Source organism: Pseudomonas defluvii (assembly GCF_001695625.1).
Lineage (GTDB): Bacteria > Pseudomonadota > Gammaproteobacteria > Pseudomonadales > Pseudomonadaceae > Aquipseudomonas > Aquipseudomonas defluvii.
The window spans coordinates 1-23,316 of sequence record NZ_MBPN01000059.1 but is presented as its reverse complement, the minus strand read 5'-3'; the positions used below and the strand labels follow the sequence as shown (position 1 = coordinate 23,316).

Here is a 23,316-nt window from a genome sequence, read left to right as displayed (position 1 = left end):
CAGCGCGAAAAAGCGGAAAAAGGCAGGCACTGGCAAATCGACCTCAGGCAATCAATCGGCCGAGTGTAGTGTATTTGTCAGTTCAGTTTCTCAAGGATCTTCCAGGCCATGATGCCAATCATGCCCAAGGTTCCGATCCACATCATCAGCACCCCGATATTGCGCTCACGCATGTTGAAACCGACGGTCAACAGGATCAGGCCGGCGATCACCGGGAGGAACATCATCTGGAACTCTGACATGCGCAAGGACCTTCTCAAAGCGTGGAAATTCATGGGGCAAGCATAGGCCGGAATCGCTGGGCCGGGGTTGATGGAGGTCAGCGTGGGCACGGCCCGTGCTGATTCTAACAGCAGAGAAATTTCCTACATCGATATCAGACCGCGTCTGATACAGCGCCCAAGGCTTCCAGCCGACTGGTTAAAAGAGTCATGAGCGATTGATGAATCGCCCTGGCGCGGACATGCAGCAACAGCTGCGTGTCGTTAACCTTTGAAGGGATGTCGCGAATGATAAATGTCAAGAAAGTGTTGTTGGGTTCCTTGGTGGTGTTGGGGTGTACGGTGGGTGGGGCGGTACAGGCGGCTAATCTGGCGACTGTGACAGTTGTAAATGAAACCAGTGCAGAAGCTGTGTACGGCTATGAGTATTTTTTTGGAAGTGTTAATCCCCTGCCGACAAATATATTACAAAACTCCAGTATTAGGTTTGTTCATACCAGTGGAAGTGATATTGCGTCCGGTATGCGATTTACTTACGCAGTGGGCTCGAAAAAATGCCGGTTCTCGGCATCGCACCTGGTTGAAATGCATCTGGGTGGATACCTGCCTAGCTGGAAGAAGGATGCAGTGTCTATTGGTTCGAGCCCTGCAATCTGTACCGCAACACTGGTGGGTGCAGATTCCAATCTACCCTTCAATTACACCGTGAAGTTCTCTATTAAGTAATCGTTCAGCGAGGCACTTGAATAAGTGCCTCGTTGTATTGGAGCGGTTGGAGGGATTAATATGAAAATAGGCACAATTCCATCATCGGTAGCTATTGTTAGAGCACCACCAAAACCAGCACCCACAGAAGACCTTTCAACCTCAAATACGAAGGAGAGCGTAAGCCTCTCGGCGGAAGGATTGAAATTGAGCGCCAGCATGGCGCAGGTCGATGCCCAGAATGATCAGGCCAGGGATAAATACGAAAGAATTTACGGTGCCCATGGCCTTGGTAAAACGGCCTTTTTACGGGTAAGGATGTATGGCGCAGAGGCGTTCAAACAGCCCGAGGTGTCGGCAGATTGTTCGCCTGAGCAACTGTCTCGAAAGCAGAAGTCTTTTGATTTTCTGCTGTCCATTCATGAGGGAAAGGGTAAGCCGGCGAACCCGTTTGCAGGGCTGTCCCGTCCGGAGCTTGCGGCAATCGTGGAGGACGAAAGCGGTGAGTATACGGATGAAGAGCGTTATGTGGCGCTTCATGCCAAAAGTGACTTGGATTTCGAATATTTTCAGGCTTCAACCAGCTTTATTTTTCCAGGAGGCGATGCTCGCCCTTTTTATCGCAGTTACATAGAGTTTCTGGACAATCTCAGCCCTGTAGAGCGTTTGCGATATCCGGCGGGTGATCGCGAGAAAGTTGAACGCTTTCTTGCTCAGGAAGAACAACGCCTCGGCAAACTCCCTACCGAGTTCTCCATTTGGGAACTTATGGCGCAGGAGGGGCATCGTCTGGACAAGGAAATACCAACAGAGGGTTGATGCGTTTAAGTGGTTGACACTGTATGCATCGGCCTGGATTACGGTAGTTCGTGGTTGTCGACTGCGTAATGGTATTCGCTAGGTTAGGGAAAACAACATGAAAATAGGCACAATTCCATCATCGGTAGCCATTGTTAGAACGCCACCAAAACCAGCACCCACAGAAGACCTTTCAACCTCAAATACGAAGGAGAGCGTGAGCCTCTCGGCGGAGGGGTTGAAGTTGAGCGCCAGCATGGCGCAGGTCGATGGCCAGAATGATCAAGCCAGGGATAAATACGAAAGAATTTACGGTACCCATGGCCTTGGTAAAACGGCTTGGTTGCGGGTGAGGATGTATGGCGCAGAGGCTTTCAAACAGTCAGAGGTATCGACAGAGAGCTCGCCTGAGCAACTGTCTCGAAAGCAGAAGTCCTTTGAGTTCCTACTGTCCATTCATGAAGGAAGGGGTAGGCCGGATAATCCATTTGCAGGGCTATCCCGTTCGGAGCTCGCGGCGATCGTAGAAGACGAAAGCGGTGAATATACGGATGAAGAGCGTTATGTAGCGGATTATGCAAAGGATGGGCTGGATTTCGAGTGTTTTCAGGCAGCAGCCAGCTTTATTTTTTCTGCGGGTGATGCGCGCCCGGTTTATCGAGGTTACATGGAGTTACTGGACAACCTCAGCCCTGTAGAGCGTTTGCGATATCCGGCGGATGATCGTGAAAAAGTTGAACGCCTTCTCGCCCAGGAAGAACAACGCCTCGGCAAACTTCCTGCCGAGTTCTCCATTTGGGAACTTATGGCGCAGGAGGGGCATCGTCTGGACAAGGAAATACCAACAGAGGGTTGATGCATTTCAGTGGTTGGCCCGGCAAAGGGCAGCATCGCAGGCAAGCCTTGCTACCACAGAAAATGCAGTGCTCTGCGCAGATCCCTGTGGGAGTAGGCTTGCCTACGATGGGATCAACGGCCTGCCAGCCAGTACGCGATACGCGCATCGCTGGCAAAGCTTGATCCCACACGGCCCGGTTCAACTACCCAGCAAGGCCTGCTTCTGCAGGCCGGGTGTTACGGCAGGTCGCGGCTGCGGTAGAACGCCGTCAGTACTTTCACCAGATGCGCCAGGTCATGGCTGCCGCACAGCTCGCGAATGGAGTGCATGGCAAAGGTCGGCAGGCCGATGTCGACGGTACGCACGCCCAGGTGGCTGGCGGTGATCGGGCCGATGGTCGAGCCGCAACCCATGTCGCTGCGTACCACGAAGCTCTGCACCGGCACTTCCTCGGCCATGCACAGATGGCGGAAGAAACCCGCGGTTTCGCTGTTGGTGGCGTAACGCTGGTTGTTGTTGACCTTGATCACCGGGCCGGCGTTGAGCTTGGGGCCGTGGTTGCCGTCATGCTTGTCGGCGTAGTTCGGATGAACGCCGTGGGCGTTGTCGGCCGAGACCAGCAGCGAGCGCTGAATGGTCCGGACGAAATCATCGCCGTCAGGCAGCAGGCGACGCAGGGTTTGCTCCAGCATCGGGCCATCGGCACCACAGGCCGAGGAAGAGCCGACTTCCTCGTGGTCATTGCACACCAGCACACAGGTTTCGTCACTGTCGGCGGCGAGCAGGGCTTGCAGGCCGGCGTAGCAGGACAGCAGGTTGTCCAGCCGCGCCCCGGCGATAAAGTCGCCGTTCAGGCCAACCAGCGCAGCGGTCTGGGTGTCGTAGAAGCTTAGTTCGTAGTCCAGCACCACGTCGGCGTTCAGGCCGTGCTCACGCGCCAGTTGATCGGTGAGCAGGGCGCGGAAGTCTACGCGCTCGTCGCCGGCCACCTGGGCCAAAATAGGCGGCAGCTCAGTCTGGGCGTTGATTGCCCAGCCCTCATTGGCGGCGCGGTTGAGGTGGATCGCCAGGTTGGGGATCACCGCAATCGGCAGCTTGAAGTCGATCAGTTGGCTTTCAACCTTGCCGTCACGGCGGAAGGTTACCCGCCCGGCCAGGGACAGGTCGCGGTCGAACCACGGCGCCAGCAGCGCGCCGCCGTAAACTTCCACGCCCAATTGCAAGAAGCCCTGGCGTTGCAGTTCCGGCTGTGGCTTGACCCGCAGGCACGGGCTGTCGGTATGGGCGCCGACCAGGCGGATACCGTCGATCAAGGGCGAGTGTCGACCGAGCTTGAACGCGATGATCGAGGAGTCGTTTCGGGTCAGGTAGTAGCGGCCGCCAGCGGTGGTGGCCCAACTGTCGCGCTCGTCAAGGCGCTGGAAACCCGCCGCTTCAAGGCGTAAAGCAAGGCCGGTGGTGGCATGGAACGGCGTGGGGGAGGCCTTCAGAAAATCGATCAGGCCTTGATTCAGAGCATCGCGCATAAGTCACTCCAGACAGCAGTGGCGCGAGTTTAACGTATTGCTTGGGGATTGGGGCGGCCCGAATCGCCAGTAAGGTCGGCTCCAGCAAGGGGGCTGGAGCCGGCCTTGCCAGCGATAGAGACGATGCAATCGATCAGAACGGCGCCGGGCACTCGAAGCGCAAACGCTCGCCGGTCACCGGATGGGTAAAACTCAACATGCTTGCATGCAGGCACAGCCGTTCATGGGCCGCCAATGCTTCGGGGTTGGCGTACAGGCGATCGCCCAGCAGCGGATGGCCGATGGAGAGCATGTGCACGCGCAACTGATGCGAACGGCCGGTAATCGGCGTCAGCTCAACCCGGCAATGGTCACCGCAACGCTCGACGATACGCCAGAAGGTCAGCGCATGTTTGCCCTGTTCATGGTCCACCACATGGCGTGGCTTGGTTGGCGGGTCGTAGCGCAGGGGCAGGTCGATACTGCCGCTGTCCAGCTCCGGTTGCCCCCAGCACAGTGCGGTGTAGGCCTTCTCGGTTTCCCGGTCATGGAACTGTCGTGACAGCTCGCGGTGGCTGTCGGCATCACGTGCCAGCAGGATGATCCCGGAGGTTTCCCAGTCCAGGCGATGGACGATACGGGCTTCCGGGTAGCCGTTTTCCTGCAGGCGGGTAATCAGGCAGTCGCGGTTGTCCTCGGCGCGGCCCGGGACGGACAGCAGCAGGGTCGGTTTATTGACCACCAGGACAGCGGCATCCTGGTGCAGGATGTGGACGTTGGACAGCGGCATTGCGTGCTCTCTGTAAACACCAACGGCGACCGTCGAGCCCTCGCAGTGCGAAGGCCCGGCGGCCGCCGTGGTGGCTTGCCCGGCTGCCTGTTAGCGGTCGGGCAGGGTGATGTTGAGTTCCAGGATCGAGCAGCTGCCCTGGTTTTCCAGAGCGACCTGCACATCATCGTTGCCGATGTTGACGTACTTGCGGATCACCTCCACCAGTTCCTTCTGCAAGGCTGGCAGGTAGTCCGGGGTACTGCGCTGACCGCGCTCGTGCGCCACGATGATCTGTAGACGCTCTTTCGCAACCGAGGCGGTACTTACTTTTTTGCTGGCACGAAAGAAGTCAAAAAGGTTCATTGATTAGTTGCCTCCAAACAGGCGCTCGAAGAATCCCTTCTTCTGTACATCGAGGAAACGATGCTCCACGGTTTTGCCCAGCAAGCGGTCAACGGTATCGCTGTACGCCTGGCCAGCGTCGCTCTGGTCATCGAGGATGACGGGAACGCCCTGGTTGGATGCCTTGAGCACCGCCTGGGATTCAGGGATAACGCCCAGCAGCGCCACGGCGAGAATTTCCTTCACGTCTTCGACGCCGAGCATTTCGCCCTTGCTCACGCGCTCTGGATGGTAGCGGGTGATCAGCAGGTGTTCCTTGATTGGGTCTTCGCCGTTTTCGGCGCGGCGCGACTTGCTCGCCAACAGGCCGAGCATACGGTCGGAGTCACGTACCGAGGAGACTTCCGGGTTGGTCACGACGATCGCTTCATCCGCGAAGTACATGGCCAGGTGGGCACCTTTCTCGATACCGGCCGGCGAGTCGCATACCACGTAGTCGAACGAGTCCTTGAGTTCCATCAGGACTTTTTCGACGCCTTCCTGGGTCAGCGCGTCCTTGTCACGAGTCTGGCTGGCAGCCAGTACGTACAGGTTTTCAAGGCGCTTGTCTTTGATCAGGGCTTGTTGCAGGTTGGCTTCGCCATTCACGACGTTGACGAAGTCATACACCACGCGGCGCTCACAGCCCATGATCAGGTCAAGATTACGCAGGCCGACGTCGAAGTCGACGATGACTGTCTTGTGGCCACGCAGAGCGAGGCCGGTACCGATAGCGGCGCTGGTGGTGGTCTTACCCACACCACCCTTGCCGGATGTAACCACGAGAATCTTGGCCAAGGTGTATCACCCCTAAAGAAAAAAGGACGTTCAGTCCCAAAAAATACAAAACGGCAACGTCGAAAAAAGTTGCGCGGAAAATGGCGGCAGTATCCGTTAAAGACGGGTGATGTTCAACACGTCGCCGGACAGGCTGACCTGTACCCCGGCCCCCCACAGCGGATCGCGGCGCAGGTCTTCGGAGACCTTGTATTGCCCGGCGATCGAGACCAGTTCAGCGGTCATTTGCTGGCAGAAAATCCGCGCCTTGGTGTTCCCCTTGATCCCTGCCAGGGCGCGTCCCCGCATTGCCCCGTACACATGGATATTGCCGTCGGCAAGAAGTTCCGCCCCCGGGCTGACCGATGAAATCACCACCAGGTCGCCGCCCTGAGCATAGATCTGTTGGCCGCCGCGTACAGGCGAAGTGATGATTTTGGTCGGTTTTACCGCAGGTTCTGCCGGTGGTTCGGGCTTTTTCTTCTCGACCACCGGCTCTGGCAGCTCCACGGGCCGCTCGCGAGCGCCGGAAGGCGGCAGCACGGGCAGGTCGATGGCTATCGCGGCAGCAATGTCCTCGATACGGCTGGCGCGAATCGCCAGGGTGCGCAGGCCGTGCTGACGGCAGACGCGCATCAGCCCCGGCAGGTCTACGGCGCCCTCGCTGGCGGGCAACTTGTCCAGGGCCAGTACCAACGGCGTATTGCTGAAGAAATTTGGGGCCTGGGCAACCTTGGCGGCCAGTTGCCGATCCAGGCCCTCAAGGTTGTTTTGCGCAAGCTCAAGCACAGTAATGGCGAGCATGCTGCCCTTGAGCTGGAACACGGGTTCTTGGTCGGGCGTCTGAGTTTGGCTCATGGTCTGCATCGGGCGACTTGTTACGAAAAAGTGCCCAGACTTATAACGAGATCGTTCGTTAGCCGCAACCCGCACCGAACCGTTGTAGAATGCGCGGCCTTTGTCTTTCCGGAATCTTGAATGGATCGCCCGCGTTTTCGTCCGTATTTTTTGCACCCGCGCTTCTGGCCTTTGTGGCTGGGCCTGGGCCTGCTCTGGTTGATCGTACAGTTGCCTTACCGGGTATTGCTGGCTATCGGCCGTGGCCTCGGGCTGGCCATGTACCGCGTCGCTGGCGAGCGTCGGCGTATTGCCGCACGCAATCTCGAGTTGTGTTTCCCTGAGCTGTCGTCCGACGAGCGGACTCGCCTGCTCAAGGAAAATTTCGCCTCCACCGGTATCGCATTCTTCGAGATGGCCATGAGCTGGTGGTGGCCAAAAGCCCGCCTGGCACGCCTGGCGCACATCGAAGGGCTGGAACACCTGCAGGCCGCGCAGCGTGATGGCCAGGGCGCCATCCTGATGGCGTTGCATTTCACCACGCTGGAGATCGGTGCGGCCTTGCTTGGCCAGAAACACACCATCGACGGCATGTACCGCGAACACAAGAACCCGCTGTTCGACTTTGTTCAGCGCCAGGGGCGCGAGCGGCACAACCTCGACTCGCTGGCGGTGGAGCGTGAAGACGTGCGCGGCATGCTCAAACTGCTGCGTGCCGGTCGGGCGATCTGGTACGCGCCAGACCAGGACTACGGCGCCAAGCAGAGCCTGTTTGTGCCGCTGTTCGGCATTGAGGCTGCGACCGTGACGGCAACCACCAAGTTCGCCCGCCTGGGCAAGGCCAGGGTGATCCCCTTTACCCAGCAGCGCCTGGCCGATGGCAGCGGCTACCGGCTGGTGATCCATCCGCCGCTGGCCGACTTCCCGGGTGAGACCGAAGAGGCCGATTGCCTGCGCATCAACCAGTGGGTCGAGGCCTCGGTTCGTGAATGCCCTGAGCAGTATCTCTGGGCGCATCGACGCTTCAAATCGCGGCCACCAGGGGCGCCGAAGCTTTACGAAAAACGGCGTTAGTCCATATACGGACTTTCCAGCGAGTTCTCAGGGAGCAACAGCATGGCAGCAGCAGAACCGGTCACCGGTCTGATCCTCTCCGGCGGCGGGGCCCGTGCCGCTTATCAAGTCGGGGTGCTGGCCGGGATTGCCGATCTGTTGCCAGCGGGTGCCGCCAATCCCTTCCCGGTGATTGTCGGTACCTCGGCCGGCGCCATCAATGCCGTCACCCTGGCCAGCGGCGCCATGCAGTTTTCCGAGACGATTCACAAGCTCACCGAGCTTTGGCAAGGCTTTCGCAGCAGTCAGGTGCTGCGCAGTGATTGGCCAGGCGTGGTGCGCCAGGCCGCGCGCTTTGTCTTTCACAGCCTGTTGGGGCTGGGCAGGCCAGTACCGGTTGCGTTGCTCGACAGCTCACCGTTACGCAGTCTGCTCAACACGCATTTGAACCTGAACGGCATTACCACGGCGATCGAGCAAAAACACCTGCACGCCGTGGCGGTGACCGCCTTCGGTTACGAGTCAGGGCAGGCCGTGACCTTCTACCAGGGGCGTGGTGCTATCGACCCTTGGTTGCGCCACCGACGCATCGGCATGCCCACGCGCTTGACCATCGAACACCTGCTGGCCAGCTCGGCGATCCCCTTGCTTTTTGCGCCGGTCATGCTGGGCCAGGAGTTCTATGGTGATGGTGCGGTGCGCCAGTCGGCGCCGATCAGCCCGGCGCTGCACCTGGGCGCGAACCGGGTACTGGTGGTCGGGGTCAGTGGTAACCCCCAGCAGCCAGCGGTACCTCACCCGCATCAGCGTAGCTTCAGAGGTCAGCACCCGAGCTTGGCGCAAATTGGCGGGCACATGCTCAACAGCACCTTCATCGACAGCCTGGAAGACGACCTGGAGTTACTGCAGCGGCTTAACCACCTGAGCCATCTGTTGCCGTCCGAGCGACGCCCCAAGCACTTGGGGTTGACGCCGGTGGAAGTGCTGGTGGTCGCGCCCAGCCAGCCGCTGGATGAAATCGCAGCCCGTCACCGGCGCGAGTTGCCAGCAGCATTGCGTCTGTTCCTGCGTGGGCCGGGGGCGACCAGGACCAGCGGCGCCGGAGTGCTCAGCTACCTGCTGTTCGAGGCCAGCTACTGCAGTGAGCTGATTGAACTGGGGCGGCGCGATGCCCTGGCCAAGCGTTCGCAGCTCAGCCGGTTTCTCGGGCTCTGATCACTCATTGATCTGCAGTTGCCGTGCTGCCGTGTAGACGTAGCGCACTTTCTCATACTCGAATGGCGAGTTTGTCTGGCCATAGCGGAAACTGGTGGTGTAGCGCTTGTCGACCGCCCGTAGCACGACCAGTTCCGGGTGATTGCTGCTGACCTCGGCAACGTTGAGGAAGTTGATCTGCGTCTCGCCGCTATAGTCCACCACCAGTCCGCCGGTATCACGCAGGTTGGACGGCCCTAGGATCGGTAGCATCAGGTAGGGGCCTTCGGGCACACCATAGAAGCCCAGTGTCTGGCCGAAGTCTTCGCTTTGGTGCGGAATGCCCATTTTGGTGGCCGGATCCCACAACCCAGCGACCCCAATCGTGGTGTTCAGCAACAGGCGCGCGGTGACCTCCATCGAGCGCTTGCCCTTGAGCTGCAACAGGCTGTTGAACAGGTTAGGTACATCGCCCAGGTTGCTGAAGAAGTTGCTTACGCCGCTACGAACGAAGCCCGGCGTAATCGCCTGATAGCCGTTGACCACGGGCAGGAACACCCACTGATCGAAGCGGTAGTTGAAGTGGTACACCCGGCGATTCCAGGACTCCCATGGGTCGTAGACGTTCAGGGCGGTGAGCGTCGAACGCTCAAATTCGCGCTGGTCCAGGCCCGGGTTGAACTTCAGGGTCTTGAGCGGCTGGGTAAAACCATCCGCGTCCGCCGTACGCGTCTGGTTCGAAGGGCCGTCGGCCTGGGCCAGGCCGGCGGTGAACAGCGCCGATAGGAATAGAAGTTTTTTAACCACGGAAAAACTCCAGCATGGCGTCGCTGTTGACGCGGTAATTGATGTTGCCGCAATGGCCTCCATGTGGGTAAAGCGTCAGGCGGTCACCAAAGGTGCTACGCAGAAAACCGATATCGCCAGGGCCGAGGATCACGTCGTCGGCGTTGTGCATCACGGCGATTTTCGAACTGCCCTTGAGATAGTCCTTCAAGGCATACAGGCTGACCTGATCGATCAGTTGCAGCAGGCTGCCGCCATCGGTACGGGCACGCCACATCGGGATGACCTGCTCAGTCAGGTAGCAGTCGAAGTCGCACTGCAGGGCGCGCTTGAAGAAGAGCGTCAGACTACTGCCTTCGGTGATCGGGTACTTGGGCGGGGTGATCAGGCCGCGGCGGTTGATCAGGTCCGAAGTGAAGGCAATATCGGCCGCGGAAAAGCGGAACGAGGTACCAATCACCATGGCCATCTGCTCGTTGGACAAATGCTGGCGCGACTGCTGGAAGTCGTAGAGCAAGGCATCGTTGAGGTCGATGTAGCCCTTTTGCTGGAAGTAACGGGTCAGCTTGCCCAGCACCAGCTCGTAGAACGTGGTGCTGTTGTTGATGCCCTTGACCTGCGTCTGCACCAACTTGTCGAGGTTACTGACGGAGGTATAGAGGTTCACGGGTGGGTTGAGCAGCAGTACGCGCTTGAAGTTGAAGCTGCGTCGGGTTTCATCCAGATGGCTGACAAACGCCGCGTCGAGGGCGCCGAGACTGTAGCCGGTGAGGTAGAAGTCGGTAATGGGCAAATGTGAGTGCTGAGCCCTTACTGCTTGCATCACCCGGTACATGTCTTCGGCGTCGTCCTTGGAAACCCCGGGGGTGGCGAAGCGCGAAGCCGAGGTCATGAAGTCGAAACTCGTGGGCGACGACAACTGCACTACATGGTAACCGGCCTTGTAGTAGAGCTTCTTCAGGTACTCGTTGAGGCTGCTGTTGTAAGGCGCACCGGTGCCGGCAATGAGGAAAATCAGCGGTGCGGGATGGTCCTGGCGGGCCATGCGATAGCGCAGTTTTTTTACGGGCCAAAAATTGTCGGGCAGGCTGAACGCCCGCTCAGGCCTGAGGTTCAGGCTGTAGTCGGACTGACGTATATCCTCATCACTGGGCAGCTCCGGGCGCAGCTCGGGCGGGGTCGAGGCGATAGTCGCTTCAAAGGGATTGGTCAGTGGGTAACCGTAGCTGGCGGCATCGATATCGGCCGCCAAGGCGCACGCACTCAGCAGGAGGCCACCCAACAAAGTGGCAAGGTGCAGTGATCGAAGCATGACGAGTCCCCGGAAAATACAAGCGAAATGCGCAGGTTAGGACAACCCTGAGGCCGGCAAAGTTGCCAAGCGGTGTTGCATTCATCGCGGCCGATAGTGCCGTTGCGGTATCTGTTGCTGCAACAACGGGTTTGATTGGTCATAGGGGTAAAGTAGCCCAGGCTGGCGCTTTCGCCTTGCATAGACCGCTTGGACGATTATGCTGGGTGCCGATTTTCAGGATTTTGGAGTTACGCATGCCCCGCTTGTTACCGTTTGTCGCTTTGCTGGTTTTGCTGCCGTTGTGGCTGGCCGCAAGCTACGGGGTGCGTTACGTGTTGATGGAAGACCCACAGTGGGTTGGCCTGTGCCTGGAGCAGGCGACGACCTGGTCGTGTCAGGTGCGTTCGACGTTGGGTTTGATGATCCACTGGCGTGTACTGGCCTGGACGGCGTTGGGCCTGGCACTGCTGGCGATGCTGATCCCGGGGCGTGCCGGCTGGCGTATGGCGGTGTTGGCATTACTGTTCGGGATTCCGGCCTTGGTCTTGTACACCGCCAGTATGGCCGTGTTTGCCGTGGTGCTGGCGGCGTTGCGCCTGGTTAGGCAGGCGCCGCGTACCCCCTGAGACCGTGTTGAGCCTATCGCAGGCAAGCCAGCTCCAACAGAGCCCGCGTAACCTGTAGGAGCCGGGCTTGCCCGCGATGCAGCCACCGCGAACTCACGGTCACCCCACCGACGCCATCGCGCACTCACTGACACCCCACCGACGCCATCGCAGGCAAGCCAGCTCCAACAGAACCCGCGCAACCTGTAGGAGCCGGGCTTGCCCGCGATGCAGCCACCGCGAACTCACGGTCACCCCACCGACGCCATCGCAGGCAAGCCAGCTCCAACAGAACCCGCGCAGCCTGTAGGAGCGGGTCTTGCCCGCGATGCAGCCACCGCGAACTCACGGTCACCCCACCGACGCCATCGCAGGCAAGCCAGCTCCAACAGCGCCCGCGCAACCTGTAGGAGCCGGGCTTGCCCGCGATGCAAACACCGCGCACTCACGGATACCCCACCGACGCCATCGCAGGCAAGCCAGCTCCAACAGAACCCGCGCAAGCTGTAGGAGCGGGTCTTGCCCGCGATGCAAACGCCGCGAACTCAAGGACACCCCACCGACGCCATCGCAGGCAAGCCAGCTCCAACAGAACCCGCGCAGCCTGTAGGAGCCGGGCTTGCCCGCGATGCAAACACCGCTTACTCGCTGACACCCCACCGACGCCATCGCAGGCAAACCTGCTTCAACAGCGCCCGCACCAGCTGTGGTAGCGTCTGTACGTTACTGACGCACCCTCAAGCTCCGCCACAATCCCACCACCATCACCACACTGACCGCTGCCCAGATCCACGCCTGCTGGTTGCCCAGGCCCTCACGGAACAGTTGCGGCGCGATACCGGCCCCGATGATAAACGTCAGCACACCGACCTCCGCCCGTGGCGCACGTACCGGCCGCAGGGCATAGACCAGTGCCGGCAACACCAATGCCGCACTCGGAAAGCTGCGGTAACGCGGGTCAAACACCAGCGCCAGCATGCTTACCGCTGCGGCAAAGCCTGCCGCCACCAGCCACCATCCCGCTCGGGCCTCCAGCCAGTTGAAGGCGCGATCACGCCAACCTTGACGTGTCGCCAGTGCCAGGGCCGCATGGGCCAGCACCAGCAGGTTCAAGCCGACTAACAGGCCCGCCCACAACCACTCACCGGCAAACCGGCTGTTGATTCGCGCAAGCTCTCCCCACAGCCCGATGCTGGCGGCACCGGTTGCTGCCAGCAACGGCAGCAGCAAGGCCGAGCGGGTGCCGCGCACGGGGCCGGCAAGCCACAGCGTGATCAGGAACAGTACGCCACCGAAGCCCAGCCACTGCGGCCAGAGCGGCAGGTTCGACACCGGCCCTTCAAGCACGCCCTTGTCCTGACGGTCTGCGTCATATAGCCCCCAGTAACCGCCGACGGCACCTTCGCTGGCGCGTTTCCACGGCTGGTCAAAGGCTTCTATCAGGTTGTAATGCCAGCCTTGCTGCTCGGCCATGGCCACGAAACCACGAATGAAGCGTGCCTCGTTGACCCGGCTGGGCTGGGCGGTTTCGCGCTGGCGACCTTCGCTGGGCCAGCCGGTTTCACCGATCAGGATATCCTTGGGCGCGAAGCGGTTGCCGAACACCTGGCGGATCTCGCCAACGTGGGCGAGGGCGTCGTCGATTCGCTTCGGATCGTCTTCCCAGTAGGGCAGCAGGTGGATGGTCAGAAAGTCCACCTCCGGGGCAATCTCAGGGTGTTTCAACCAGAACTCCCAGACATCGGCATAGGTCACCGGCACGCTGACCTGGCTTTTCACCCGGGCGATCAGGCCGGCCAGTTGCGGGCCGGTCACTTCCTTGCGCAGCAGCGCCTCATTGCCGACGATCACCGCACGAACGACGTCCTTGTTGGCATTGGCCGAGGCAATCAGGGCCTGGATTTCCTTCTCGGTGTCTGCCGGGTTGCTGTTGATCCAGGCACCCAGCATTACCTTCAGGCCGTGCTTGCGTGCCAGCTCAGGGATCGCCTCAAGGCCGGTCATTGAATAGGTGCGAATGCAATCGAAACGCTTGGCCAGCAATGCCAGGTCGGCATCCATGCGCGCCGGGCGCAGTTGGAAAGGCTGGTCGAACGGGGACTGGTCTTTATCGAACGGCGTATAGGACGCGCATTGGAGTTTGTGCGTGGCACTGGCCGCATCGGGCAGTACCACCGGTTTCCCCAGCCCGTACCAAAGCCCGGCAAGGGCGAACAGGCCGAGCAGGCAGGCGAGCAGGTAAGGCAGCACGGGGAAGCGGGCGGAGGAGGACATTAATCGACGCCGTCTGGTAACAAAGCCGCCAATAGTACCCGCAAACGCCGCCCGCTAAAGCCTTGGCATGCAAAGTTCGGGCATAACCGACAGCCGTTCGAACCTCGTGCCGACCTGCTGGCCTGATGATGTCGTTTCTCGGTGTCTTGAGGTCGCTGACAGAGCAGGTTCCCGAGACGTGTCGGTTGATGATGCCTTGCATCAGTACTCCGCTGATGCTTCGGCTGTCCTGGTAAGTGGGCGTGACGGGGGCGCCATGCACCAAAATAACGTGACGATGCTCGACCATCGTCGGGCGCTGCACTTTCCGTGAAGTAATGAGGGGAAGCTTTGATGAAAATGCGACGACTCCTGGGGGCGGCCTCCGCCCTGGTACTGGCAATGGGCGCCACGCAGGCGATGGCCAAGGAAGTGAGCATCGGCTACGTCGATGGCTGGTCGGACAGCGTCGCGACGACGTTTGTCGCGGCACAAGTGATCAAGGAAAAACTCGGCTATGACGTCAAGCTGATGCCCGTTGCGACCGGCATCATGTGGCAAGGTGTCGCCACCGGCAAACTGGACGCCATGCTCTCCGCCTGGCTGCCGGTCACCCACGGCGAGTACTGGAGCAAGAACAAAGATAACGTGGTCGATTACGGCCCTAACTTCAAGGACGCCAAGATTGGCCTGATCGTGCCGGAGTACGTCAAGGCTGTTTCGCTGGCCGATTTGAAGACTGACGACAGCTTCAAGAAAAAGATTGTCGGTATCGATGCCGGCTCCGGCGTGATGCTCAAGACCGATCAAGCGATCAAGGACTACGACCTGACTGGCTACAAGCTGCAAGCCAGTTCCGGTGCGGCGATGACGGCTGAGCTGGGGCGTGCCTATGCCAAGCAGCAGTCGATTGCGGTCACCGGCTGGGTACCGCACTGGATGTTCGCCAAGTGGAAACTGCGCTTCCTTGAAGACCCAAAAGGGGTGTACGGCGCTGCTGAAACCGTCAACAGCATTGGCAGCAAAGAGCTGGCGACCAAGGCGCCAGAAGTCGTCACGTTCCTGAAAAAGTTCTCCTGGCAGTCGAAAGACGAAATCGGCGAGGTCATGCTTGCGATTCAGGAGGGCGCCAAGCCTGAGGCCGCTGCCAAGGATTGGGTTGCCAAGCACCCTGAGCGCGTCGCGGAGTGGACCGCCAAGTAACGGCTTCAAGCCTTTTTTCGGGGCTTTAGGGCTGCATGAATCGTTGCGATCATGCAGCCCTTTGCATTTCTGGCTGTTACAGAAACTGCAAAAGAGTTTTACATCTAAGACTAAGGTCGTCTGGAGTGCGTCCCAAGGCAGCATAAAGTAGCGGTGAGTTCTTTCTACTCTGTGCTGCGAGGACAAAAACAATGAACGACAGCATTTACCTCTCGATACAAAACAGCCCGCGGTTCAAGGAGCTGGTTTCGAAACGGGAGCGGTTCGCCATGATTCTATCGGCGATCATGCTTGGGCTTTACACTGGCTTCATCCTGCTTATCGCTTATGGTCCCCAGATTCTGGGCACCAAGATCAGCCCTGAGAGTTCGATTACGTGGGGCATTCCTGTGGGTGTCGGCATTATTGTGGCGGCCTTCATTCTCACTGGGATCTACGTACGTCGCGCGAACGGTGAGTTCGACGACCTGAACAACGCGATTCTCAAGGAGGCTCAGCAATGATCCGGCGTTTACTGGCAACACTGGCCTTCGGCGTTTTCGCGCCGGCCGTCTGGGCGGGAGAAGCCCTGACCGGTGAGGTCCACAAACAACCCCTGAACATTTCTGCCATTGCGATGTTCGTGGTTTTCGTTGGCGCCACCCTATGCATTACCTACTGGGCATCCAAGCGCAACAACTCGGCAGCGGATTACTATGCTGCGGGTGGTCGTATCACGGGCTTCCAGAACGGTCTGGCAATCGCCGGTGACTACATGTCCGCGGCGTCCTTCCTGGGTATTTCCGCACTGGTGTACACCTCTGGCTACGATGGCCTGATCTACTCGATCGGCTTCCTGGTCGGCTGGCCAATCATTCTGTTCCTGATCGCCGAGCGGTTGCGCAACCTGGGCAAATACACCTTTGCCGACGTCGCTTCCTATCGCCTGAAGCAGAAGGAAATCCGCACCCTGTCGGCCTCCGGCTCGCTGGTGGTGGTAGCGTTCTATCTGATCGCTCAGATGGTGGGTGCAGGTAAACTGATCCAACTGCTGTTCGGCCTGGACTACCACGTTGCGGTGATCCTGGTGGGCATCCTGATGGCGCTGTACGTGTTGTTCGGCGGCATGCTGGCGACCACCTGGGTACAGATCATCAAGGCTGTACTGCTGCTGTCCGGTGCGAGCTTCATGGCACTGATGGTCATGAAACACGTCAACTTCGACTTCAACATGCTGTTCTCCGAGTCGATCAGCGTTCACCCTAAAGGTGAAGCGATCATGAGCCCGGGTGGCCTCGTGAAAGATCCGATCTCGGCGTTCTCGCTGGGCCTGGCACTGATGTTCGGTACCGCTGGCCTGCCGCACATCCTGATGCGCTTCTTCACTGTGAGCGACGCCAAGGAAGCGCGTAAGAGCGTGCTGTATGCAACGGGCTTCATCGGTTACTTCTACATCCTGACCTTCATCATCGGCTTCGGCGCGATCCTGCTGGTCAGCACCAACCCGGACTTCAAGGACGCGGCTGGCGCGCTGTTGGGCGGTAACAACATGGCAGCTATCCACCTGGCCAAAGCGGTGGGCGGCAGCATCTTCCTCGGCTTCATCTCGGCGGTGGCGTTCGCGACCATCCTGGCTGTGGTTGCAGGCCTGACCCTGGCCGGTGCCTCGGCAGTGTCCCACGACCTGTATGCCAGCGTGTTCCGTAAAGGCCGCGCCAACGAGAAGGACGAGATCCGCGTTTCGAAGATCACCACGATCGCTCTGGCGGTACTGGCAATCTTCCTGGGCATCCTGTTCGAGAAGCAGAACATCGCGTTCATGGTAGGCCTGGCGTTCTCCATCGCTGCCAGCTGCAACTTCCCGGTACTGCTGCTGTCGATGTACTGGAAGAAACTGACTACCCGTGGCGCCATGATCGGCGGCTGGATGGGCCTGGTCAGCGCAGTAGGCCTGATGGTTCTCGGCCCAACCATTTGGGTACAGATCCTCGGTCACGAGAAAGCCATCTACCCGTACGAGTATCCAGCGCTGTTCTCGATGCTGATTGCCTTCGTCGGTATCTGGTTCTTCTCGATCACCGACAAGTCCAAAGCAGCTGATGAAGAACGTGCACTGTTCTACCCGCAGTTCGTTCGTTCGCAAACCGGCCTGGGCGCCAGCGGTGCGGTATCGCACTAAGACGCTGAGCGGTTAAGCCACAGAAAAATGCCAGTCGATTGACTGGCATTTTTTTTGGGGCTTTTGCGTCGCAGGTGCTGGTTTCAAGTCTCCAGCCCTACGGTGCTTTCAGGTCACGCCGTTCATTTAGCCTGCGCCATTCAGCAACCTGATGAAGGATGGGGCCGGCCCATGCCTTCGCTACACTCGCCGAACGTATCCATGGTTGAACGAGGCATCCGTCTATGCAAAACCGCATGATGATCACTGGCGCCGGATCGGGGCTGGGCCGGGAAATTGCGTTGCGTTGGGCGCGTGAGGGCTGGCAACTGGCACTTGCCGATGTCAATGAGGCCGGCTTGCGGGACACCCTGGCCCTGGTGCGTGAGGCCGGTGGAACAGGCTTTACCCAGCGCTGCGACGTGCGCGACTACAGCCAGCTGACAGCATTGGCGCAGGCCTGCGAAGAGCATTTCGGTGGCGTTGATGTCGTCGTCAACAATGCCGGCGTTGCCTCTGGCGGCTTTTTCGCCGAGTTGTCGCTGGAGGACTGGGATTGGCAACTGGCAATCAACCTGATGGGCGTGGTCAAGGGCTGCAAGGCGTTCTTGCCCCTGCTGACCCGCAGCAAGGGGCGGATCATCAATATTGCCTCCATGGCGGCCTTGATGCAGGCCCCTGCCATGAGTAACTACAACGTGGCCAAGGCGGGCGTGGTGGCCCTGTCGGAAAGCCTGCTGGTGGAGTTGCGCCAACAGGAGGTCGCTGTGCACGTGGTGTGCCCCTCGTACTTCCAGACCAATCTGCTGGACTCGTTCCGTGGCCCGACGCCAGCAATGAAAGCGCAAGTGGGCAAGTTGCTGGAAAGCTCGCCGATTACGGCGAGTGACATCGCCGACTATATCTTCCAGCGCGTCGCGCAAGGCGAATTCATGATCCTCCCTCACGAACAAGGTCGCCAGGCCTGGCAACTCAAGCAGCAAAACCCTCAGGCGCTGTATGACGAGATGGCCACAATGGCCGAGAAAATGTGCGGCAAGGCTCGCTCGACGCAGGCTTGAGCGTTCGCCTCAGGTATTCTGGGCGCCTTTGCTGAACAACCCAAGGTGCCCTGGCGTGATCAATTACTTCTGGTTCTTCCTCGCTGCAGTCTTCGAGATTGGCGGTTGTTATGCCTTCTATCTCTGGCTACGACTGGGCAAGAGCGCGTGGTGGATCGCGCCAGCGTTGTTCAGCCTGACCCTGTTTGGGCTGATCCTGACCCGGGTCGAGGCGGCCTATGCCGGTCGGGCATACGCGGCTTATGGCGGTATTTACATCGTCACCTCGTTGATCTGGCTGGCAGTCATCGAACGCGCCAGGCCGTTGAGCACGGACTGGATGGGCGCGCTGCTGTGTGTGCTGGGCGCCACCCTCATTGTATTGGGGCCGCGTTTTCACAACGCCTGAAAGCCTCTTTTTTAAGTTTATTTGTAGGGAAAATCTGAAATTGCGGTGGGAACTGTCTAAATCCCGCTCGCAGCATTGATGGCACCTTGCCCATGCAGCAGTCTCCAGATTCGCCAAAAGTTGGAGGAAAAAGCGATGCTGGTTATCGGACGTGAGGTAGGTGAGGTGATCGCCATTGATGGTCAGATCAGGATCGAAGTGTTGTCCGTGGAAGGCGGTACCGTACGTTTCGGTATCAGCGCTCCACGGCATATCGAGGTGCACAGGGCGGAAATCTACCGGCGTATTGTCGAGCAGGCCGGCAAGAAGATGAGCACGGACTGATTCAGTCCAGCAGTTCCCGAGGGACTTCGTGCTTGGGCAGCAACTGGCACTGTTGGCTTTCCAGGTCGAAGAGAATAAAGGCCTGACCTTTGAGCAGCGCTTGGCGAACCCGCAGTACACGGGTTTCGAGCGGGGTTTCGTCACCGTTGTCGGTACCGTCGCGGGTGACGAAATCCTCGATCAGGCGGGTCAGGGTCTCAGCTTCCAGTTGGTCGTAAGGAATCAGCATAAAAGGACTTGGACGTAGTTAAGAGTGCCCACATCCTACGCGAATCGTTACTGGCTGGCTTCGCCCTGTCTGCGCTTGCCGCGAACCAGTTCACGCAGCATGAAGCGGTTCGGATGGCAGGCTTCGGCGACTGCACGGGGCAGTGGCAGCGGTGCACCGTCAGCCCAGGCAGCAACCAGCTCGCCTGAAAGCGGTGCGGTGATCAACCCGCGCGAGCCATGACCGCTGTTGATGTACAAGCCCTCAAGCCAAGGGCAGGGCGTGCTCGGTTGTTGCCGGGCGTCTTTGGCCAGCACCGCAAAGGCCTGAGCGAACGCTTTTTGATCAGCCAGCGGGCCAACGATTGGCAGGTAGTCCGGGCTGGTACAGCGGAACGCGGCCCTGCCTTCCAGCACCTCGGGATCGAGATGATCGGCGCCCAGGCGCATCGCCAGGTCGGCGGAGATCTCTTGTAGCAACGCCAGGTTGCCTTGGTGCTCGGCGGCGGTCGGCGTCAGCTCGGTGGCGGTGAAGTCGAAACTGGCGCCGAGGGTGTGTTCACCCAGGCGCGGTGGGGCAACGTAACCCTCGGCGCAGACCACGGTGCTCAAGGTTGAACTCTGCCCAGTGGCCGGCAGGCGGGTGATTTGCCCGCGAATGCGCTTGAGCGGCAGTTCACTGCAGCCGTCAAACCGATGGATCTCCGCCGCGCAGGCCAACACCGCGAGCGGCGCACTGGCCAACAGGCGCTCGCCCTCCCAGGCCTGCCACTGGCCATCGGCCTTGCGCAGTTCCAGTACCTGGTGATGCATCAACAGGCGGATGTTCGGATGCTTGGCCTGCCAGGCGCACAGCGCCGGCGGGTGAACCCAGCCACCTTCAGGGTAGAACAGGCCACCACTGGCCAGGCCGATGCCCGCCACGGTTTCGGCGTCGGCGCGGTTCAGACGTTGCAGCAATGTCGAGTCGAAAGCCTCGGCCAGTTTGGCCTGGCGCTGATCTTCCTTGTCGTCGAAGGCTAACTGCAACACACCGCAGGCGTCCCAATCACGGCCGCGCTGCAGTTGTTCCAGCAAGCGTCGTGTGTAACCGAAGCCGCTGATGATCAACCGCGACAGGGCGGTGCCGTGGGCTGAGAGCTTCAGGTAGAGCACACCTTGCGGGTTGCCCGAGGCCTCGCTGGCCGGTTGCGCATGGCGATCCAGCAGGCTGACCTGCCAGCCCCGTGCCGCCAGGCTTGCGGCCGTCGCGCAGCCAGCCAGGCCTGCGCCAATCACCAGCGCCTGGCGTGGGCCCGGCAGGGCAGGCGGGCGGGCGTACCAGGGTGCGACAGTGGCCGGGGCAGCATGCTCGGGTGGGCAACCTTCATAGACGCCGCGCACGATTTCCCACTTCTTGCCGATGCCGGGGATCTTTTTCAGCGCGAAACCGGCAGCCATCAACCCGCGACGAACCCAGCCGGTGCTGGTAAAAGTGCCGAGTGTGGCCTGTTCGGCCGAGAGCCGGGCCAACTGAGCGAACAGCTCCGGGGTCCACATTTCCGGGTTTTTCGCCGGGGCAAAACCATCGAGGAACCAGGCGTCGACCCGGGCATCGAGTTGCGGCAACTGTTCCAGCGCATCGCCCACCATCAAGGTCAGCGTGACCCGACCCTGCTCGAAGACAAACTGCTGGAAGCCTTCATGCACCGCCACATACTCGGCCAACAGGGCATTGCCGAAATCTGCCAGCTCCGGCCACAGGGCCAAGGCCTTGGCCAGATCGGCGCGGCTCAGGGGGTATTTCTCGACCGTCACGAAATGCAGGCGAGCACCAGGGCCGGCGCATTCGGCGAACAGCTGCCAGGCGCAAAGAAAATTCATCCCGGTACCAAAACCGGTTTCGCCGATCACCAGGCACTGGTTGTCCTGCAGGGCGCTGAAACGCTGACGCAGGTTGTTCTGCTCAATGAACACATGACGGGTTTCTTCAAGGCCCTGTTCCTTGGAAAAATAGACGTCATCGTACTGCCGCGAATGCGGGCGTCCCTGGTCGTCCCAGTCAATCTGGGCATAGTTGGTTACGTCGGTCATGTTCGGCTCGAAAACGGCAAGACCGGCATTTTAGCCGATCGGTTGAACGCTGTTTGACTTGGCGCATGGTACTGATTTTTCTGCCGACAAAAGCCGCGCTGATCCGCTAGGCTTGCTTATCAACCAAGGGAGCCTGGTACATGTTCGAATCTGCTGAAATCGGTCACGCCATCGACAAGGACACCTATGACGCTGAAGTCCCGGCGTTGCGAGAAGCGTTGCTTGAAGCGCAGTTCGAACTCAAGCAGCAGGCACGGTTTCCGGTCATTGTATTGATCAATGGCGTCGAAGGTGCAGGCAAGGGCGAGACGGTCAAGCTGCTTAACGAATGGATGGACCCTCGGTTGATCGAGGTCCGTACCTTCGATCAGCAAAGCGACGAGGAACTCGCCCATCCACCGGCCTGGCGCTACTGGCGAGCGTTGCCGGCCAAGGGGCGGATGGGGATATTCTTTGGTAACTGGTACAGCCAGATGCTGCAGGGGCGGGTTCATGGTGAATTCAAGGACGCCGTGCTCGACCAGGGCATTGGGGGGGCCGAGCGTCTGGAGCGGATGCTCTGTGATGAAGGTGCGCTGATCTTCAAGTTCTGGTTTCACCTGTCCAAAAAACAGATGAAAGCCCGCCTCAAGTCCCTGCAGGACGACCCGCTGCACAGTTGGCGGATCAGCCCGCTGGACTGGCAACAGTCACAGACCTATGACCGCTTCGTGCGTTTTGGTGAGCGGGTGTTGCGCCGTACCAGCCGAGACTATGCGCCATGGCATGTCATCGAGGGTGTCGACCCCTATTACCGAAGCCTGGCAGTCGGGCGCATTCTGCTTGAAGGCTTGCAGAACGCGCTGAAGACCGAAGGGCGCGTGGTTCGTCCGAGCAACATCGCGCCGTTGAGCCAGAGCATTGATCAGCGCAGCTTGTTGGGCAGCCTGGATTTGAGCAAGCAACTGAGCAAGGACGAATACCAGGAGCAACTGATTACCGAGCAGGCACGCCTAGCCGGGCTGCTGCGTGATAAACGCATGCGCCGCCATGCCTTGCTGGCCGTGTTCGAAGGGAATGACGCGGCGGGCAAGGGCGGTGCGATCCGCCGCGTGGCCGCAGCACTGGACCCGCGTCAATACCGTATCGTGCCGGTTGCCGCCCCGACCGAAGAAGAACGTGCCCAGCCTTACCTCTGGCGGTTCTGGCGGCACATCCCGGGGCGCGGCAAATTCACCGTGTTCGATCGCTCCTGGTACGGCCGGGTGCTGGTGGAGCGAGTCGAGGGGTTTTGCCAGCAGGCAGACTGGATGCGGGCCTATGGCGAGATCAATGATTTTGAAGAACAGTTGAACAACGCTGGCGTGGTGCTGGTCAAGTTCTGGATGGCGATTGACCAGCAGACCCAACTGGAGCGCTTCCAGGCGCGCGAACAGATCCCCTTCAAGCGCTTCAAAATCACCGAAGAGGACTGGCGCAACCGTGACAAGTGGCCGCAATACGCCGAAGCGGTGGGCGATATGGTTGACCGTACCAGCACCGAAATTGCGCCCTGGACCCTGGTCGAAGCCAATGACAAACGCTGGGCCCGGGTAAAAGTGCTGCGCACCATCAACGAAGCGCTGGAAGCGGCGTTCAAGAACAACAAGAAATAGCCACCAACGCCATCGCAGCCCGTGCAGCAAGCGCCGCGAACCCACTGGCACCCCACCTGCTCTAATAGAACTGCACCAGCTGTAGGAGCCGGGCTTGCCCGCGATACAAACGCCGCGAACTCACGGACACCCCACCGACGCCATCGCAGGCAAGCCAGCTCCAACAGCGCCCGCGCAGCCTGTAGGAGCCGGGCTGAACTGGTCAAGTAAAAGTGGACACCGCTTTAGGTTTCACGCCGCCAGTTTCTCCATGGCTACAGGCGACCGATA

At 59.8% G+C, this 23,316-nt stretch carries 24 protein-coding genes; 13 read left to right on the top strand and 11 right to left on the bottom strand.

Annotated features, from left to right (window positions below):
• Positions 1 to 77: 77 nt before the first annotated feature.
• Positions 78 to 242, bottom strand: coding sequence for a hypothetical protein (locus EKA13_RS27865; protein ID WP_167524074.1), 165 nt, complete (start codon positions 240 to 242; stop codon positions 78 to 80).
• A 267-nt stretch (positions 243 to 509) separates the two neighbouring features.
• Here EKA13_RS27865 and EKA13_RS16445 point away from each other — a divergent pair, with 267 nt between their 5' ends.
• The 3 genes from EKA13_RS16445 (at position 510) to EKA13_RS16435 (ending at position 2,580) form a co-directional block, all read left to right on the top strand.
• A complete protein-coding gene (locus EKA13_RS16445; protein WP_125862943.1) occupies positions 510 to 947 on the top strand; it encodes a hypothetical protein in 438 nt (145 codons plus the stop codon).
• Between the two features lie 60 nt (positions 948 to 1,007).
• Positions 1,008 to 1,745: a hypothetical protein gene (locus EKA13_RS16440; protein ID WP_125862942.1), complete on the top strand. Its 738-nt coding sequence runs from the start codon at positions 1,008 to 1,010 to the stop codon at positions 1,743 to 1,745.
• A 97-nt stretch (positions 1,746 to 1,842) separates the two neighbouring features.
• Entirely contained in the window at positions 1,843 to 2,580 is a 738-nt protein-coding gene (locus tag EKA13_RS16435) for a hypothetical protein (protein ID WP_125862941.1), read from the top strand.
• Between the two features lie 218 nt (positions 2,581 to 2,798).
• Here the strand turns inward: EKA13_RS16435 and EKA13_RS16430 are convergent, their stop codons facing one another.
• The 5 genes from EKA13_RS16430 to minC all read right to left on the bottom strand — a co-directional run bounded on the left by EKA13_RS16430 (position 2,799) and on the right by minC (position 6,855).
• Positions 2,799 to 4,088, bottom strand: a complete 1,290-nt coding sequence (locus EKA13_RS16430) for a M18 family aminopeptidase (protein WP_065760414.1) — start codon at positions 4,086 to 4,088, stop codon at positions 2,799 to 2,801.
• Between the two features lie 133 nt (positions 4,089 to 4,221).
• Complete coding sequence (locus tag EKA13_RS16425) at positions 4,222 to 4,857, bottom strand: RluA family pseudouridine synthase (RefSeq protein ID WP_065760413.1); 636 nt, start codon at positions 4,855 to 4,857, stop codon at positions 4,222 to 4,224.
• A gap of 90 nt (positions 4,858 to 4,947) precedes the next feature.
• Positions 4,948 to 5,202 carry a cell division topological specificity factor MinE gene (gene minE, locus EKA13_RS16420; protein WP_065760412.1) on the bottom strand — a complete coding sequence of 85 codons (255 nt, stop codon included), beginning with the start codon at positions 5,200 to 5,202 and terminating at the stop codon, positions 4,948 to 4,950.
• A gap of 3 nt (positions 5,203 to 5,205) precedes the next feature.
• A complete protein-coding gene (gene minD / locus EKA13_RS16415) occupies positions 5,206 to 6,018 on the bottom strand; it encodes a septum site-determining protein MinD (RefSeq protein WP_065760411.1) in 813 nt (270 codons plus the stop codon).
• Positions 6,019 to 6,114: 96 nt separating this feature from the next.
• Positions 6,115 to 6,855 (bottom strand): septum site-determining protein MinC, encoded by a 741-nt coding sequence (minC, locus tag EKA13_RS16410; protein WP_065760424.1) that lies wholly within the window; start codon positions 6,853 to 6,855, stop codon positions 6,115 to 6,117.
• A 120-nt stretch (positions 6,856 to 6,975) separates the two neighbouring features.
• On the opposite strand from minC, the gene EKA13_RS16405 reads away from it, so the two are divergent.
• Together EKA13_RS16405 and EKA13_RS16400 are read left to right on the top strand one after the other, a co-directional pair.
• Positions 6,976 to 7,908, top strand: coding sequence for a lipid A biosynthesis lauroyl acyltransferase (locus EKA13_RS16405; RefSeq protein WP_065760410.1), 933 nt, complete (start codon positions 6,976 to 6,978; stop codon positions 7,906 to 7,908).
• 42 nt (positions 7,909 to 7,950) lie between these two features.
• Positions 7,951 to 9,102: a patatin-like phospholipase family protein gene (locus tag EKA13_RS16400; protein ID WP_065760409.1), complete on the top strand. Its 1,152-nt coding sequence runs from the start codon at positions 7,951 to 7,953 to the stop codon at positions 9,100 to 9,102.
• Here the strand turns inward: EKA13_RS16400 and EKA13_RS16395 are convergent, their stop codons facing one another.
• Both EKA13_RS16395 and EKA13_RS16390 read right to left on the bottom strand, forming a co-directional pair.
• A complete protein-coding gene (locus EKA13_RS16395; RefSeq protein WP_065760408.1) occupies positions 9,103 to 9,888 on the bottom strand; it encodes an MlaA family lipoprotein in 786 nt (261 codons plus the stop codon).
• Positions 9,881 to 11,179 carry a serine/threonine protein kinase gene (locus EKA13_RS16390; protein WP_065760407.1) on the bottom strand — a complete coding sequence of 433 codons (1,299 nt, stop codon included), beginning with the start codon at positions 11,177 to 11,179 and terminating at the stop codon, positions 9,881 to 9,883. Before EKA13_RS16390 ends, EKA13_RS16395 begins: the two co-directional genes overlap by 8 nt.
• A 236-nt stretch (positions 11,180 to 11,415) precedes the next feature.
• Here EKA13_RS16390 and EKA13_RS16385 point away from each other — a divergent pair, with 236 nt between their 5' ends.
• The gene (locus EKA13_RS16385; protein WP_065760406.1) at positions 11,416 to 11,787 is read left to right on the top strand and encodes a hypothetical protein; all 372 of its coding nucleotides are present in this window, start codon (positions 11,416 to 11,418) and stop codon (positions 11,785 to 11,787) included.
• A 702-nt stretch (positions 11,788 to 12,489) separates the two neighbouring features.
• On the opposite strand, the gene EKA13_RS16380 is transcribed toward EKA13_RS16385, so the two are convergent.
• Positions 12,490 to 14,040: a glycoside hydrolase family 17 protein gene (locus EKA13_RS16380; protein ID WP_065760405.1), complete on the bottom strand. Its 1,551-nt coding sequence runs from the start codon at positions 14,038 to 14,040 to the stop codon at positions 12,490 to 12,492.
• 333 nt (positions 14,041 to 14,373) lie between these two features.
• Here EKA13_RS16380 and EKA13_RS16375 point away from each other — a divergent pair, with 333 nt between their 5' ends.
• The 6 genes from EKA13_RS16375 to csrA all read left to right on the top strand — a co-directional run bounded on the left by EKA13_RS16375 (position 14,374) and on the right by csrA (position 19,132).
• Positions 14,374 to 15,222: a glycine betaine ABC transporter substrate-binding protein gene (locus EKA13_RS16375; protein ID WP_065760404.1), complete on the top strand. Its 849-nt coding sequence runs from the start codon at positions 14,374 to 14,376 to the stop codon at positions 15,220 to 15,222.
• 191 nt (positions 15,223 to 15,413) lie between these two features.
• On the top strand, positions 15,414 to 15,725 hold the full coding sequence (locus EKA13_RS16370; protein WP_065760403.1) for a DUF485 domain-containing protein: 312 nt from the start codon (positions 15,414 to 15,416) through the stop codon (positions 15,723 to 15,725).
• Entirely contained in the window at positions 15,722 to 17,380 is a 1,659-nt protein-coding gene (locus EKA13_RS16365) for a cation acetate symporter (protein WP_065760402.1), read from the top strand. Before EKA13_RS16370 ends, EKA13_RS16365 begins: the two co-directional genes overlap by 4 nt.
• Before the next feature lie 224 nt (positions 17,381 to 17,604).
• Positions 17,605 to 18,420: an SDR family oxidoreductase gene (locus EKA13_RS16360; protein ID WP_065760401.1), complete on the top strand. Its 816-nt coding sequence runs from the start codon at positions 17,605 to 17,607 to the stop codon at positions 18,418 to 18,420.
• Between the two features lie 55 nt (positions 18,421 to 18,475).
• A complete protein-coding gene (locus tag EKA13_RS16355) occupies positions 18,476 to 18,808 on the top strand; it encodes a YnfA family protein (protein ID WP_065760400.1) in 333 nt (110 codons plus the stop codon).
• 135 nt (positions 18,809 to 18,943) lie between these two features.
• Positions 18,944 to 19,132, top strand: coding sequence for a carbon storage regulator CsrA (gene csrA, locus EKA13_RS16350; protein WP_065760399.1), 189 nt, complete (start codon positions 18,944 to 18,946; stop codon positions 19,130 to 19,132).
• 1 nt (position 19,133) lies between these two features.
• Here the strand turns inward: csrA and EKA13_RS16345 are convergent, their stop codons facing one another.
• Entirely contained in the window at positions 19,134 to 19,361 is a 228-nt protein-coding gene (locus tag EKA13_RS16345) for a YheU family protein (protein ID WP_065760398.1), read from the bottom strand.
• A 47-nt stretch (positions 19,362 to 19,408) separates the two neighbouring features.
• Entirely contained in the window at positions 19,409 to 21,412 is a 2,004-nt protein-coding gene (gene mnmC / locus EKA13_RS16340) for a bifunctional tRNA (5-methylaminomethyl-2-thiouridine)(34)-methyltransferase MnmC2/FAD-dependent 5-carboxymethylaminomethyl-2-thiouridine(34) oxidoreductase MnmC1 (RefSeq protein WP_065760397.1), read from the bottom strand.
• A 140-nt stretch (positions 21,413 to 21,552) separates the two neighbouring features.
• Here mnmC and pap point away from each other — a divergent pair, with 140 nt between their 5' ends.
• Positions 21,553 to 23,046, top strand: a complete 1,494-nt coding sequence (gene pap, locus EKA13_RS16335; protein ID WP_065760396.1) for a polyphosphate:AMP phosphotransferase — start codon at positions 21,553 to 21,555, stop codon at positions 23,044 to 23,046.
• The last annotated feature ends 270 nt before the right edge of the window (positions 23,047 to 23,316 follow it).